Source organism: Saonia flava (genome assembly GCF_011927795.1).
Classification (GTDB): Bacteria; Bacteroidota; Bacteroidia; order Flavobacteriales; family Flavobacteriaceae; genus Saonia; species Saonia flava.
Map to the genome: position 1 here is coordinate 637,850 of NZ_JAATJJ010000001.1, position 14,584 is coordinate 652,433.

Annotated in this window: 18 protein-coding genes; 13 read left to right on the plus strand and 5 right to left on the minus strand. The window is 34.9% G+C overall.

Translation table 11 applies throughout. The features are described 5' to 3' along the window. Positions 1 to 30: 30 nt before the first annotated feature. The 4 genes from GGR42_RS02925 to GGR42_RS02940 all read left to right on the plus strand — a co-directional run bounded on the left by GGR42_RS02925 (position 31) and on the right by GGR42_RS02940 (position 4,550). The gene (locus GGR42_RS02925; RefSeq protein ID WP_167960675.1) at positions 31 to 2,226 is read left to right on the plus strand and encodes a xanthine dehydrogenase family protein molybdopterin-binding subunit; all 2,196 of its coding nucleotides are present in this window, start codon (positions 31 to 33) and stop codon (positions 2,224 to 2,226) included. A 299-nt stretch (positions 2,227 to 2,525) separates the two neighbouring features. Then, positions 2,526 to 3,602: a sensor histidine kinase gene (locus GGR42_RS02930; protein WP_167960677.1), complete on the plus strand. Its 1,077-nt coding sequence runs from the start codon at positions 2,526 to 2,528 to the stop codon at positions 3,600 to 3,602. After that, positions 3,602 to 4,033 carry a response regulator gene (locus GGR42_RS02935; protein WP_167960679.1) on the plus strand — a complete coding sequence of 144 codons (432 nt, stop codon included), beginning with the start codon at positions 3,602 to 3,604 and terminating at the stop codon, positions 4,031 to 4,033. The genes GGR42_RS02930 and GGR42_RS02935 overlap by 1 nt, the downstream gene beginning before the upstream one ends. Before the next feature lie 184 nt (positions 4,034 to 4,217). After that, the gene (locus tag GGR42_RS02940) at positions 4,218 to 4,550 is read left to right on the plus strand and encodes a glycosyltransferase (protein ID WP_167960681.1); all 333 of its coding nucleotides are present in this window, start codon (positions 4,218 to 4,220) and stop codon (positions 4,548 to 4,550) included. 4 nt (positions 4,551 to 4,554) lie between these two features. Here GGR42_RS02940 and GGR42_RS02945 read toward each other — a convergent pair whose 3' ends face one another. Further along, the gene (locus GGR42_RS02945) at positions 4,555 to 5,670 is read right to left on the minus strand and encodes a LytR/AlgR family response regulator transcription factor (RefSeq protein WP_167960683.1); all 1,116 of its coding nucleotides are present in this window, start codon (positions 5,668 to 5,670) and stop codon (positions 4,555 to 4,557) included. Positions 5,671 to 5,893: 223 nt separating this feature from the next. Between GGR42_RS02945 and GGR42_RS02950 the strand changes: the two genes are divergently transcribed. From GGR42_RS02950 to GGR42_RS02970, 5 genes are read left to right on the plus strand one after another with little or no spacing between them, the layout of a single operon-like run. Further along, positions 5,894 to 6,286 carry a heme-binding domain-containing protein gene (locus GGR42_RS02950; protein WP_167960685.1) on the plus strand — a complete coding sequence of 131 codons (393 nt, stop codon included), beginning with the start codon at positions 5,894 to 5,896 and terminating at the stop codon, positions 6,284 to 6,286. A 24-nt stretch (positions 6,287 to 6,310) separates the two neighbouring features. After that, positions 6,311 to 6,874 (plus strand): YceI family protein, encoded by a 564-nt coding sequence (locus tag GGR42_RS02955; protein ID WP_167960687.1) that lies wholly within the window; start codon positions 6,311 to 6,313, stop codon positions 6,872 to 6,874. Next, positions 6,871 to 7,269: an OB-fold protein gene (locus GGR42_RS02960; protein WP_167960689.1), complete on the plus strand. Its 399-nt coding sequence runs from the start codon at positions 6,871 to 6,873 to the stop codon at positions 7,267 to 7,269. Before GGR42_RS02955 ends, GGR42_RS02960 begins: the two co-directional genes overlap by 4 nt. Before the next feature lie 15 nt (positions 7,270 to 7,284). Beyond that, a complete protein-coding gene (locus GGR42_RS02965) occupies positions 7,285 to 8,130 on the plus strand; it encodes a DUF5777 family beta-barrel protein (RefSeq protein ID WP_167960691.1) in 846 nt (281 codons plus the stop codon). A gap of 10 nt (positions 8,131 to 8,140) precedes the next feature. Next, the gene (locus tag GGR42_RS02970; RefSeq protein WP_167960693.1) at positions 8,141 to 8,398 is read left to right on the plus strand and encodes a heavy-metal-associated domain-containing protein; all 258 of its coding nucleotides are present in this window, start codon (positions 8,141 to 8,143) and stop codon (positions 8,396 to 8,398) included. A gap of 136 nt (positions 8,399 to 8,534) precedes the next feature. Here GGR42_RS02970 and GGR42_RS02975 read toward each other — a convergent pair whose 3' ends face one another. The 3 genes from GGR42_RS02975 to GGR42_RS02985 form a co-directional block, all read right to left on the minus strand. Then, positions 8,535 to 8,945 carry a DoxX family protein gene (locus tag GGR42_RS02975; protein WP_167960695.1) on the minus strand — a complete coding sequence of 137 codons (411 nt, stop codon included), beginning with the start codon at positions 8,943 to 8,945 and terminating at the stop codon, positions 8,535 to 8,537. Then, a complete protein-coding gene (locus GGR42_RS02980; protein ID WP_167960697.1) occupies positions 8,932 to 9,450 on the minus strand; it encodes an SRPBCC family protein in 519 nt (172 codons plus the stop codon). Before GGR42_RS02980 ends, GGR42_RS02975 begins: the two co-directional genes overlap by 14 nt. A 273-nt stretch (positions 9,451 to 9,723) precedes the next feature. Then, the gene (locus GGR42_RS02985) at positions 9,724 to 10,050 is read right to left on the minus strand and encodes a metalloregulator ArsR/SmtB family transcription factor (RefSeq protein ID WP_167960699.1); all 327 of its coding nucleotides are present in this window, start codon (positions 10,048 to 10,050) and stop codon (positions 9,724 to 9,726) included. Between the two features lie 264 nt (positions 10,051 to 10,314). On the opposite strand from GGR42_RS02985, the gene GGR42_RS02990 reads away from it, so the two are divergent. The 4 genes from GGR42_RS02990 to GGR42_RS03005 are packed head-to-tail and all read left to right on the plus strand — an operon-like array spanning position 10,315 to position 14,297. Beyond that, the gene (locus tag GGR42_RS02990) at positions 10,315 to 12,282 is read left to right on the plus strand and encodes a hypothetical protein (protein ID WP_167960701.1); all 1,968 of its coding nucleotides are present in this window, start codon (positions 10,315 to 10,317) and stop codon (positions 12,280 to 12,282) included. Between the two features lie 15 nt (positions 12,283 to 12,297). Continuing rightward, entirely contained in the window at positions 12,298 to 12,876 is a 579-nt protein-coding gene (locus GGR42_RS02995; RefSeq protein WP_167960703.1) for an OB-fold protein, read from the plus strand. After that, positions 12,869 to 13,417 carry a YceI family protein gene (locus GGR42_RS03000; RefSeq protein WP_167960705.1) on the plus strand — a complete coding sequence of 183 codons (549 nt, stop codon included), beginning with the start codon at positions 12,869 to 12,871 and terminating at the stop codon, positions 13,415 to 13,417. Before GGR42_RS02995 ends, GGR42_RS03000 begins: the two co-directional genes overlap by 8 nt. Continuing rightward, entirely contained in the window at positions 13,407 to 14,297 is an 891-nt protein-coding gene (locus GGR42_RS03005; protein WP_167960707.1) for a DUF5777 family beta-barrel protein, read from the plus strand. Before GGR42_RS03000 ends, GGR42_RS03005 begins: the two co-directional genes overlap by 11 nt. Here GGR42_RS03005 and GGR42_RS03010 read toward each other — a convergent pair. After that, positions 14,257 to 14,499: a hypothetical protein gene (locus tag GGR42_RS03010; RefSeq protein WP_167960709.1), complete on the minus strand. Its 243-nt coding sequence runs from the start codon at positions 14,497 to 14,499 to the stop codon at positions 14,257 to 14,259. The two genes, GGR42_RS03005 and GGR42_RS03010, sit on opposite strands and share 41 nt — an antisense overlap. Between the last annotated feature and the right edge of the window lie 85 nt (positions 14,500 to 14,584).

The window sequence follows — 14,584 nt, forward strand, 5'->3', positions numbered from 1 at the left end:
AATGGTTAGGTGCATCTTAAAACAAAAATCATGACAAAGATAAAAACACAATATAATCGTCGCTCATTTATTAAGGTCTCTGCGGCCGCTAGTGGTGGCATGCTTATAGGATTTAGTTGGCTCAATGGATGTAAGCCAAATACTTCATTGGATACAGGAGTGGCGATTCCAAAAGAATGGTTCGATATTAATGGATATATAAAAATTGGGGACACAGGCATGGTCACAATCTTTTCCCCCAATCCCGAAATTGGTCAGAACGTAAAAACTTCAATGCCCATGATTGTAGCGGAAGAACTTGATGTTCCGTGGGAAAATGTGGTGGTTGAACAAGCACCACTGAATACAGGTTTTTACCAAAACCAGTTTGCAGGAGGCAGTTTATCAATTCGTTTAAGTTGGAATGCCCTTAGAATGGCCGGTGCAACAGGTAGAAGAATGTTGTTGGAAGCAGCAGCAAAAGAATGGGGTGTAGAAGTTTCCAGTTTAACAGCCAGCGAAGGAGTAATAAAGGAAAATAGTGGAGAGCGTAGTGTTTCTTATGGTGAAATAGCCTCGAAAGCAGTGGGCATTGAAATACCCGAAGAGGTTGACCTTAAAGACCTCAAAGACTTTAAGTTAATTGGAACCAGTAAAAAAAATGTAGATGGAAGGAAAATTGTCACAGGCGAACCCTTATATGGTTTAGATTTTCATAGGGAGGGTATGAAGCTGGCTATGATACAACATCCACCAGCATTTGGCATGACCGTTAAAGACTTTAACAAGGAGGAAATAAAAAACATGCCAGGAGTTACAGATGCCTTCATTATTGATACAACAATTGACGAACCCGGTTGGTTCGATGAGAAAGGTTTTAACCATTTAATTGCCATTGTAGGGGATTCTACTTGGGAACTTATGCAAGCCAAAAAGGCCATTAAAGCAGAATGGGAAACTGTAAGCGAACCTGAAAATTCTGATATTCATATAGAAAAATTGGAAAAAGCCCTTGTATCTGGTGAAGTAGAGGAAAGTAGAAAGGATGGTAATGCTGATGCGGCTTTTAAGAAAGCGGCTAAGATTATTGAGAGAACTTACAGTGCGCCATTTATTGCGCACAATACTTTGGAGCCAATGAATTTCTTTGCCAATGTTACCGAAAATTCAGCGGAACTAGTTGGGCCTACCCAAACACCGGAATCTCTCGAGGGCTCGGTTTCCAAATTGTTGAACATGCCCCTTGAAAATATTACCGTTGACATGACTAGAATTGGTGGAGGGTTTGGTAGAAGGCTCTATGTACATTTTGGGGTTGAAGCCGCGGCCATTTCTAAAAAAATAGGTGGTCCGGTAAAGCTGATTTATACAAGAGAAGACGACATGAGTCAAGGCACCTATAGGCCTACTTACCGTTCAACATACAAAGCAGGTCTGGATGAAAATAACAATCTAATAGCGTTTTCAGTTAAGGGCGCAGGGTTACCAGAGGGTCCCGTATTCCCAAACCGTTTCCCTGCTGGAACGGTAGAAAATTATTCTGCCGAAAAAATTAAAGCAGAAACCAATGTAACCACAGGAGCATGGCGGGCACCAAGATCTAATTTTACAGCAGGTGCTGAGCAATCATTTCTTGATGAAGTAGCAGAAGCAGCAGGCAAAGATCCTATAGATTTCCGTTTGGAATTATTTAATCGGGCCATAAATGACCCTATTGGAGAAAAACATGATTATGAAGCAGAAAGATATGCTGGAGTGCTCAAATTAGTAAAGGAAAAAGCCAATTGGGGAGAAACAAAACCAGGTGTTCATCGCGGAGTAGCAGCCTATTTTTGTCATGCTAGTTATGTTGCAGAGGTTATGGACATAATTATGGAGAATGGGCAACCCATAGTGGATAAAGTTTGGTGTGCAGTAGATTGCGGTATTGTTGTGAATAAAGATGGTGCAAAAAATATAATCGAAGGCGGGGTGGTTGATGGCATTGGACATGCCATGTATAGTCAGTTGACCTTTGAAAATGGAACAGCCAAAGAATCAAATTTTGATAAATACCAATTAATTCGCCATTCACAAGCACCTAAAAAAATAGAGGTTTTCTTTGTTGAAAATGAAATAGACCCAACTGGATTGGGGGAACCAGGACTTCCTCCAGCTATGGCTGCGTTGGCAAATGCCTTATATAAGGCAACTGGCCAACGACACTACCATCAGCCATTTTCAACTGAGAGAAAATTGGTTGGATAAAAAAATATAGATTATATAAGAGCTTACACATTACAATAAAACCCTGTAAATAATTAATTTACAGGGTTTTATCTTGGATAATCTTCGGCGTTATGGTCATTTCATAAAACCACCAATAACCACTAAATAAAACTTATTATTTAATTTTTAAAAAGTACCACTCATCTATAGAAATGAACCTACAGCCTAACTCAATACTTCCATTCATCGTTTAATAACAGTTTTTACTTTTTATAATTAGAGTTTTGCAATACTAGAAACAGCTATCCTATGCTTTCTATAGGATTAAGCATATAATTATGGAAAATAATACAACCCAGTTAAGAGCTGCTTTTTTTGACATGTCTCATTCACCCTATATCATTTTGGATGAAAATCTCATTCTTATTGATATTAATACTAATGCACTAGCAAATATTCCTGTCAACAAAAAAGACATTATTGGTAAAAAGTTTACCGATCTGTTTCCAGATGCACCAAATAATAGGCTTAACGCATATAGAGAAGTTATTAATACAGGGGTGCCTATTGATGTTGAAGAAGTTAAGCTTTGCTTACCATCTGGGGAGTTTGTATTCTTCGTAAAAGTATTTAGAGTTGGTGAAGGGATTGGTTTTGCTGCATTAAATATTACTAAAATGATCAATACCATTGACAGCCAAAAAAAAGTAGCATTAAAACTTAAAGATTTTAATACAAGACTAAAACAAAGAAACAAAGATCTTGAGGTATTTTCATATGTGGCCGCCCATGACATAAAAGCACCACTGACCAATATTCATACTTTATTGTCCTTTCTAGAAAATGAGGGACTTATAAAAAAGTCCGGTAGGCCTGTTTTTTTAAAGGTTATTCAATCCTTAGATATAATGACTTCAAAGTTAAAGGCACTCAATGATGTGATTGCCCTAAAGTATAGCCTGTCCGAAAAACAAGAGCTTGTGACTTTCAAGGAAATTATAACCAATGTCAAAAGTGAAATATCAGAGGATATAAAAAAATTTGATGTTCAAATTCGTGAAGATTTTTCCCAATGTAATGCGATTTTATATAATCCAGAACAGCTACATAGTGTACTTCAAAATTTGCTTACAAATTCAATTAAATATAGAAACCCCAATATTTCACCCATAATAAAAATATCAACAAAAAAGGAAAACGGAAAGTGCGTTTTGAAAATATCAGACAATGGAATTGGCATTAATATGAAGTTAGGACAGAATAAAATGTTTGGTCTTTTTAAAAGAATGCATACCCATGTGGAAGGGTTGGGTGTAGGCCTATATATTGTAAAATCCATAATAACCTCCCATGGTGGTAGTATAAAAGTTACAAGCAAAATAAATCAAGGAACTAAATTTAAAATTGTACTATAATGAACAGCACTAACTTAAATCAAATTAAAATACTGGTGGTTGAGGACGACCCAATAACAACCTATATTATTTTAAGTAATCTTAAAACTCTTGGAATAGAACAAATTGACTCGGTTGAAAATGGGTTAATGGCTTTAGAATATCTAAAAACCCAAAAGCCTGATCTTATTCTACTAGATTTAAATATGCCGATTATGGATGGCTTTGAGTTCTTAAAAGCAAAAAAAAGGAAGAAGATTTGCCCTAGAACATCTGTAGCTATTTTAACGTCATCCATCCGCCCCAATGACCAAAAAAAGGCCAGTAAATTCAAAAACGTAATTAAATACCTAGAAAAACCCATAAATATGGACTCAATGTCACAGATACTTTTTAAAATACTTAAGGATAAATCACACTTACAAAGTTCAAAAACTCTGACCCAAACTTAGTGCTCGCCCAATAATATTGGTAGCCGGGGTAAATAGGTAAGGTTTTGACCTAAGGAAAATTGCCGTCTATCTAATTTCCGTTCAAAATGTACTAGATGAACTTTAAATTCACATGAACTAAATAATATATCCTCTACTAGTTTACTTATTGAAAGAGAATTTGAAATAATGATAAAAGAATTATATGAAAACTGGAATAATATTTACTTTTTACAATCAAGAAAATAAAATTAATAGAAATGAACTATTTCAATTTATGAAGGACAATGACAACATTCACTTATGTCTTATTAATAATGGAAGTACAGATAATACCTTACTTAAATTGGAAGAACTAAAGAATGCCTTTCCTAACAAAATAACATTGGGAAACATTAGGGCCCACAAAGGGCGATTGGCCGCATTAAGAATAGGGTTTAGAATTTTGACAAAATCCCAAAAAATAGATACTTTGGCATTTTCATCTGAATTCAATGGCAAGCAAATAAATAAGTTAGCTAGTCTCTATAATAGTTAGATTTCTATAGATTAAGCCATTGCTTAAATTCAGCAGCCTTATTTTTACTTATTATTATATCTACTTCAGAATTTGGGTTTACAAGAATTTTAAGTTGGTTGTTACCGTATTTCACAATCTTATCTATTGCTGATATTGCAATTATGAACTGCCTATTGGCCCTGTAAAAAAAACTACTGTCCAGATTAGAAAATAATTCATCCAAACTTACATTTGTTGTAGAGCGTTTTCCATCGAAACAAACTACGTAAGTAATTGTATTTTCGGTATATATATGGGCAATATCTTCTGTTGCTATTGGTAAAAGTTCATTTCTAACATAGGTAAGAATTCTTTTTTTGTTCTTATCGTTGGTATTGTCTGTAATTTTTTCGGGTTGAGTTTCACTAACTTTTTGTTGATAATCACCAACGGCCCTATTTAATTTGGAAAGATTTATCACCTCATCTTCCAGTTTTTGATTCTTTAGTTCTAATCGCTTTTCATAAGCACTGCCAATAAGCCTCACGGTAATCACAGAAGAAAGAATAATGATGAAACCCATTATCAGCAATATGTTATAAAATTTATTTCTGAGGGCATCTATCTGAGATGATATCTTACTGGTATTTGCGTGAGCAGCTATAATCCAATCAGAATTAGCTACTGGGTACAAATAGATTACTTCTGATTCCTGTTCGGAATCCTCAAAATTACGCACTCCCCCGGCCTCTTGTTTGTTTTGTAACAAATCATAGAAGTCTTCAGAGGACAAATCATCTGTCACAGAAGAAACAAAAGATTGGTTTGGGCTTACCAACTGCCCCACTCTTTTAATATCCGGATGGCACACCTCTTTCCCAGACCAATCAAAGACAGAGACAAAGCCGGTTTCTAGATTGGTACTTTCAATGCTTTGCTGTACATTTTGTATTACGATCTCTTTGTTGATTCCATTTTCCAATTCGTACCCAACTAAATTGGCAATTTCCTTTGCTTCCCGCTTACTGGATTCCAATTGGGTTTCCAGCAATTGATTTGCGCTTGCCTTTACAAAAAACTGTATAGCAATACTGGCTATCACAATAAAAATGATGGATATGGATAAAAAAGTAAAAAAGTAAAGACGGTCCTTTCTCATATAAATGGTCTGGCTGACATTTTTTGATGTCTAAGATAGGGATTTGATAAAAACTAAATGTATGATATAGATAGTCCTAACAATTTTAACCAATTAGCCACTTAAAAATATTCCCTTTTAAACCCCATTTTTCCCTTTCACGAACATTTTGTCTTTAGGAGCCCCAGTTATATGGTTGTTTTGGGAAAAATAATAGAACATCAATAATCACAAAAAAACAACTATGACAAACAAAACGAAAATGTTATGTGCTTTACTGTCCTTCATTCTATTGGCATGCACCAATGACAGCGAAAGCGACCTGTTACTGGAACCTGAAACCAACTCTGAACAAGAAACTGAAGAACCCAGTGGAATCATTACTTACAACGCAAACATAAAAAGTATAATAGATGGCAATTGTTTGGGGTGCCATTCCAATCCACCTCGTAACGGAGCACCTTTCTCTTTAACAACCTATGAGCAAGTAAAGACAAGAGCGGACAATGGTTCTTTACTAAGTTCTCTATCCAAACAAACAAGTGAAAATGGCTCTATGCCTCCAGCCAATAGGTTACCACAATCAACTATTGATCTTATTGAACAATGGATACAGGACGGAACATTAGAAAACTAATTAAACAGTAAAAAACAAAACATTATGAAAAACAAAAAAAATAAACTAGTAGCACTTTTGGTGGTTGGTCTTATTGGAATAAATATGGTCAGTGCGCAAGAAAAATATATTGATAAAAATGGAACCTTGGTTTTTGAGGCTTCAGAAAAACTATTTGAAGAAGTTAAGGCAGAAAATACATCGGTAACGGCAATTTTAGACACTAAAACGGGAGAAATTGCAGCCTTGGGTCTCATGAAAGGCTTTCGTTTTAAAAACTCTTTAATGGAGGAACACTTCAACGAAAATTATATTGAATCTGAAACCTATCCAAAAGCAATTTTCAAGGGCAACTTAATAGATTTTGAGTTTAAAAGCCTTAGTGAAATTGAGCAAAAACTAACAACAACCGGAATATTGGAATTACATGGAAAAGAGAAAGAAATCTCTACAATCCTAACGATTAAAAAAATTGACAAGAGTATCTCCATACAAGGGAATTTCGCAGTCACTCCCGAAGATTTCGACATAGAGATACCAAAAATTGTAAAAAATAAAATTGCAAGGGAAGTTCTGGTACAACTCACATTTAATCTTATAGAAAAATGAGCAAGAAAAAATATTACCTACTAGTTTCTCTAATAGCATTACTCTTTTTTCTGGCCTTATTGGTAAAACAATACTTATATGGTGAGCATAGAAACATAGCCAGTGAAAAAGCTACTATGGAAATCTCCGCTACGGAATTAGAGTCAAGGTTTGCATCTAACCAAAGTTTGACTTCAAAAAACCTCTTGGATAAAGTTATTGCAGTCCACGGTAAAATTAATGCAATTGAAATCAACAGTGTCATTATAGATAATAAAGTACAAGCAAATTTATTAAATGGAAACATGGACAATATCGCTGTTGGTGATATAATTACGGTTAAAGGTAGGTGCATAGGCTATGACGACCTACTTGAAATAGTGAAAATTGACCAAGCAACACAAATACTCAACTAATAAAAATATAGAAATATGAAAATCTTAAATATTCTCCTCCTTATTTTTCCCGTCCTACTCTTTTCACAAGATGACCTGTTTTCGGAAATAGACACCGACGTTGCCGACGAGTTTGAAACTGCAGCTTTCAAAGGTTTAAAGATTGTGAATTTTGAATCTACCAAGATGATATCAAATAAAGAGCTTTACTTTGTTGTATCGCACAGGTTTGGTTCTGTAAAAACAGGATTCAAAGACTTTTTTGGCCTTGACCAAGCTGTTACCCGTCTCAATTTTATATATGGGGTTTCAGATGGAATAAATATTGGAGTCTCTAGAAGCTCGTTTCTAAAGACTTATGAAACTTCGATTAAGTTGCGATTACTACGTCAAAAAAATGGCGGTTCACCATTCACGATTGTATCATTCAATACGCTACTAATAAATTCTGCTTTGGAAAAAGAGAACCTACCTGGATTGGAATTTGACCATCGACTAGGATACACAGTGCAATTATTAATCTCCAGAAAGGTAAATAAAAACTTCTCATTGGAATTAATCCCTACTTATTTTCATGATAACCTGGTACAATTGGATGAGCAGGAAAATTCACAATACTCCCTAGGTCTTGGGGGCAGACATAAACTTTCTAAAAGATGGTCCTTAAATGCAGATTACGGCTATCATTTGAATAGAGCGGAAAACTCCCCATTTAAAAATCCTTTTTCAATTGGTTTTGACCTTGAAACCGGTGGCCATGTGTTTCAATTACATTTTACAAATGCTCAACCCATGAATACCAATGGTTTTCTTGGTCAGGCAATTGGAGATTGGGGAGAAGGTGATTTTTTCTTTGGTTTCAACGTATCACGGGTATTTTAAATCTAAAACCATGAATTCAGGATTCGCCACAGTTCACGTTCAAAACGCATTCTGTCAAAAATGTTCGTCAACTATCAAAAAAGAGCTTTTAAAAATTATGGATATTACAAATGTATATCTATACCCCACGGACTCTCTTGTGGTATTCAATTTTGTAAAGGCCAATGAGCTTTCAACCGCGTTAAATATTCTAACAGATTTAGGCTATCCACCAGAAGGAGAAAGAATAAATTCCAAAAAACCATCTATTACAGCATGTAACTGTTAATCTTTTTCTTTCTTGAAAGAAAATTTTAACCAACCTCCAATTGAATAATCTATTGGAGGTTTTTTTTTGCATATAGATTTTATAAGTATGGTTAAAAGTCATTTTCAGGGTAATAAATTCTAAATGTATACCATAGCTATTCCTTATCATTTTTTTTCCTTGGTTTAGCTATACTTCGAAGTTTCTCATTTCTTAGCCAAATACTTAACCAAACAAGTATTCCAAAAACAATTGGAAACAAAATATTAATGATGGGATCGTTATGGATGATATGAGTGGCTATTGCCCCTCCCAACCATGCTGTAAGTAATAAGCAACCTAAAAATGTCGTTTGTGGAATTGCATATAACACGGTTGAAATCAATAATACTATTCCTAAATAAATAACTGAAGCTTTTGGGTAACCCATTTCAATGGCACCACTAACTGCCATATCAGTCTGTAAAAGATTATTAAAAGCCCCCACTAAGAGCATTATGGCTATTAAGCTTTGTAAAATATAAGAAATCCACAAAGTTCCTTTGGATACTTTTCTACTTGTTTTCATTTATATTTTTGTATTTAACATATTCATCTAAATTCTTAAGGGCCATGGTAAATCCTTCTTTAAAGCCCATTTTAATTACCTTTTCAAGGTCGGAAAGACTTTCATAAGAGGCCACAATCGAAACTAGTGTTTTATTAGCTTTTTCTTCACTAAATGTATTTGTCCACTGAGTTCGTGGCATTTCTTCGTTCAGAACTCCATTTTCATCACAAAAGGCATCTAAACCAGTAAAACTACTTTTGGGCTTAATTTGCAAATAATTGTTTTTGCACCAATGTTTTTCGTTTTCAGGACTTACCATATAATACAACCACATACCTCCTTCTCTAAAATCCATGGATTTGGTTACCGTTTTATACGGTTTTGGTGCCCACCATTGGTCTAAGATTTCGGGTTTTGTCCAAGCGTCCCATACTAAATCAAGATTTGCAGCAAATTCTCGCTTTACATTAACGGTGTTGTTTTCTTTATTAACCTTAAATTTGAATAATAAATTAGCGCTCATATTTCACATTTTTTTGTTACACATTTCTTAAGCCCATCAACGTTTTACTTTAGGCCTTCTTCAACTTTGTATTCTTTAATTATAATTTCCTGCATTGGCATGGTCAATTCCATAGACCACTCTACTAAACAAGCTTTTCATGCATAGCAAGGGTACTCTTTTTGGCCCCTACCAATTGAAAATATGTTTTGGATTGGTCCAAATCTCCCTCACAATCATAATGGAAGCATTAAATGTTCGAGTCATTTGTATTTCCTTGTTCATGTTATTTGCTTATTTCCCCTCTTTTTGAATTTTATTTAAGTAATTGTCAAGATTGCTAAACCTATCTTCCCAACGTCCACGTAATTGATTTACCCAAATATCAATTTCATTTATTTTTTCAATTTTAATTTGATAGTAAATCTCTCGCCCCTTTTTATTTGATTCAATGAGTTCACATTCGTTTAAAATTTGAATATGTTTTGAAATTGTAGGTCTGGATGCATCAAAATTATTTGCAATTGCTCCTGCTGTCATTGTCTGAGATGCTAATAATGCTAAAATTGATCGTCTGGTCGGATCTGCAATCGCTTGATAAATATCTCTCCTTAATTTCATTACGAAGTCATTTGACTACAAATATATATGAAGTTATTTAGCTACACAATTTTTTTTAAGTACACTAGTGGTAATCATTATTCTAAGTAAACCCACTCCTATAGAAATAATGGAAATACCATGGGGATTCCCCAAAATTTCATTCCATTTTATTCCCTTTCAAGGGTCATTTTTCCCCTTCACACACCTTTTGTCCATATAAACGCCCAAGAAGCAGTTGTTTTGATCAACATTAATATTTAATCCTTTTAAAATTCAAACAAAATGAAAAAGCTTTTATTACTATTCGTCCTCTCATTAATTGTCATTAGCTGTTCTGATGATTCCGATGATACCTACAACAACCCAAATCCTAATCCAGATTCCGAAACTGAAACCGAAACCGAAGTTGGTAACTCGGTTGGTCTTAGGTCAGATGCAACTTTTGGTGAGGTATTAACAAACTCTGAAGGAAAAACATTGTATTTCTTTGGAAAAGATGCCAAAGGAGCATCTAACTGTAGCGGTGGATGTGCCGATGTGTGGCCCATTTTTTTTACCGATGACTTAACCCTGGATTCAGGTCTAAGTGCTTCTGACTTTGGGACCATTACAAGAGAAGATGGTGAACAACAAACTACTTACAAAGGGTGGCCATTGTACCTTTTTACAAACGATGCTGCCACAACCGATATAAATGGTGATAATACCAATAATTTCTTTGTTGCAAAACCAGATTATTCTATAATGATAACCGTTGCCCAATTGGTAGGAAGAGATTCCAGTGGAGGTGAAACCAATCTTACAAGTGAATTTATCGCTGGCGATGAAGAAACACTTTATATAACAGATGAAAAAGGAAACACATTGTACATTTTCATAAATGATAAGAAGAACCAAAACAATTTTACTGCTGAAGATTTTTCAAATAATGGGGTATGGCCAATATTCAATACCACTATTGGGAGCTTGCCAAGTATTTTAAGTGCTGATGATTTTGGAACCATTGATGTTTTTGGAGAATCCCAATTAACCTACAAAGGATGGCCTCTATACTATTTTGGTCAAGATCAGGAACGGGGTGACAACTTTGGGGTTGGTTTTCCAGCTGCTGGAATATGGCCAATCATAAATCCAGACACAGAAGAAGCTCCAGAACCAGACCCAAATGCCGTAAGAATTTCTGAAAATACAACTTTTGGAAATGTAATGACAAACGCAGAAGGCATGACCTTATATTTCTTTGGAAAAGATGCCAAAGGAACATCTAACTGTAGCGGTGGTTGTTCTGGTGTATGGCCAACTTTCTTTGCTGAGAACCTTACTTTGGATGCAGGATTGAATGCAGACGACTTTGCAACCATTACCAGAGAAGATGGTGCACAACAAACTACTTACAAAGGATGGCCACTATACTTATTTGCCAATGACGCAAGCTCTGGAGATATAAACGGAGACAACGCCAATAATTTCTTTGTTGCAAAACCAGATTATTCTTTAATGATTAGTGTTGCCCAATTGGTAGGTAGGGACTCTGACGGAAACGAAACCAACCTTACAGGTGAATACATTCCTGGTGATGAGGAAACTCTCTATGTTACAGATGATGAAGGGAACACTCTTTACACTTTTATTGGAGACAAAAAGAACCAAAACAACTTTACAGCAGATGATTTTTCCAATAATGGTGTATGGCCCATATTCCATACAAGTATAGAAGGGCTGCCTAGTATATTGGACAGTAGTGATTTTGGAACCATTGATGTGTTTGGAGAGTCACAGTTAACCTACAAAGGATGGCCTTTATACTATTTTGGTCAAGATCAGGAACGTGGTGATAATTATGGAGTTGGATTTCCTGCTGCTGGAGTTTGGCCAATAATCAACCCAGACATAGAGGAGGCTCCAGAACCAGAAGACACATCAAGTGTTGCGGCTACCTATGAGGTATCTAATAATGGGGCCACGGCCTATCTATTTAGCGGTAATGGATTAACAGATGCAAGTAACCCTGACTTTACGTTAAAAAGAGGGGAAACATATGAATTCAATGTAAATACTCCTGGGCATCCATTTTTGGTTAAGTCTGTTCAAGGTACAGGTACTGCAAACACATTTGATGATGGTGTTACCAATAATGGTGCATCAACAGGAACTATAAGCTTTACAGTTCCTAATGACGCTCCAAATACATTATTTTATAATTGTGAGTTCCATGGTCAAATGACTGGAACCATAACAATAGTTGATTGAGGAAGTTGAGTATTGGTGAAGAAACCTTGGGAAATTGCTATGCTTCCCAAGGTTTTACCATTAACAATTGGAAATAACATTTTCTATAATGCTTTTGTGCTAACTTTAGTGCAGTATAACCGCTTATTACTTGCTATAAACTTTATTTTAAATATGAATAGAATTACCAAAAGAATAATAATTGTTTTAACAATCTTAATACTTGGGGTGATTTTTTATTGGTATTTATCCTATGATTCACATATCAATATATTGGATAAAAAGACAGAAGTGCATACAAATGCAGAAAATTTGATGTCTTCATTTATTTTAAACAAAGAACAAGCAAATTCCGATTACAAGGAGAAAATAGTTGAAATTAAAGGTATTGTAACAAAAGTTAGTTATTTAAATAAAAAATGTACTGTATTTTTAGAAGCTGGAAAAAATAAAGAAGAAGGCTATATAATATGTGATATGCAAACCAACCAATTACACAATGTTCAACAAATAAAAAATGGAGATTCTGTTCTAATCAAAGGTATTTTTAAAGGATTCCTTATGGATGGAATCATGTTAAATTGTGTACTACTCAACACTTATATTGATGAATAAACTAATTAAGTTTCTTTTTGTTTTTTCATTTTTCACCGGAATTGGGCAGAACTCGGAACAAATAATTGCTCGACAGGGACAAGTATCCTTCTTTTCCTATACATCCGTTGAAAATATTAAAGCAGAGAACAACCAAGCGCTTAGTATTATTGATTTTTCCAATAATAAAATTGCTGCCAGTATGCTAATGAATGCTTTTATTTTTGAAAAAGCATTGATGAAGGAGCATTTTAACGAAAGTTATATCGAATCGGACATTCATCCAAAAGCCACTTTTGAAGGTGAAATCATTGATTTTGATGCTTCAATAAATGGTATACAAACGAAAATGGTACAAGGAATATTTACATTACATGGCATATCGAAAGAGTTGGAAATAAAAACCGATATTGATAGTTCTAGTGGAAAGTTTGTTCTAACTGGCACTTTTGAAACTTTTGTAAAAGATTATGATATTAAAGTTCCGCCATTACTGGCCGGTAACATTGCCAAAACAATTTCAGTAACCTTTAGATTTGAATATGAGCCTTATGAGAAATAGAAAATTACTTTTTGTAGTATTCCTAATTACTGGTTTATATACTCATATAAATGCACAGGATGATTTGTTGGGAATCTTAGATCAAGAACAACCCAATATAGTTGATTATACTTCGGCAACCTTTAAGATGACCAGAATATCTTATGGTCACTCAATTGAAACCAGAAAGAAAGGAATCCTCGAAATTTTTGTTGCAAACAGGTTTTGGAACATTCCTGACAGCAAAGCCCAGAGTTTTGCGGCTGATCGTCTAGCTGCCAGAATAGCTTTGGAGTATGGTGTTACAGACCGCTTTTCCATGGGGTTTGGAGGTTCTAATTTTGATGGTTTATTTGATGGGTACCTAAAATATAAACTAGTTAGACAGCGTAAGGGGGGCTCCCCTTTCAGTATCACCTTATTGCAAGGAGGTAGTTACAATAGCAATGCTTTTCCTGATGCAACCATTCAAGATGATTTTTCCAATAGATTATCCTTTACTACCCAAGCTTTAATAGCTAGAAAGATATCATCTAATTTCTCTCTCCAGGTTGCCCCATCATTTATTCATAAGGGTATGGTTCCATCCCCTATTGATCCAAAAAATGTTTTTGCCGTAGGTTTTGGGGGCAGGTATAAATTAGGGGGGCATGTATCTGTTGTATCAGAATATTATTATGTTACCAATCCTTTGGAATCTGTAGACACATACGGTCCATTTTCATTAGGTGTAAATTGGGAGGTTGGGGATTTAATGCTCCAGTTTATGCTTACCAATACCAGAAATATGGTGGAGGACACCTTTATAGTGCAAACCCCTAACAATTTTAATTTTAGGGATCCTAACCTAAACTTTGGATTTAATGCGACCTATGTTCTACATTTAAAAAGAAAAAAGTAAGTCCGTAAATTCCAAAAGACATGTTATTTAACTGATTTACAGTGTTTAAAATCACCCCTACGGCCTTTAGAGAACATTCACTTGGCTTCTCATTGGTAGTCAATCTTACAAAACCTTCGTTCCTTTCTTGTATAGAAATTGACAGTCCAGAATAAGGCGTCAACAGAATATAAGAAGACAAGGCTCCTATGTTTTTAGCCATTTTCATCTATCCATAAAACCTGCTTTAAAGCATAAATTACTAATATTGTGGCATAAAACATTTCTTTTCCATTACTTCCATTTTC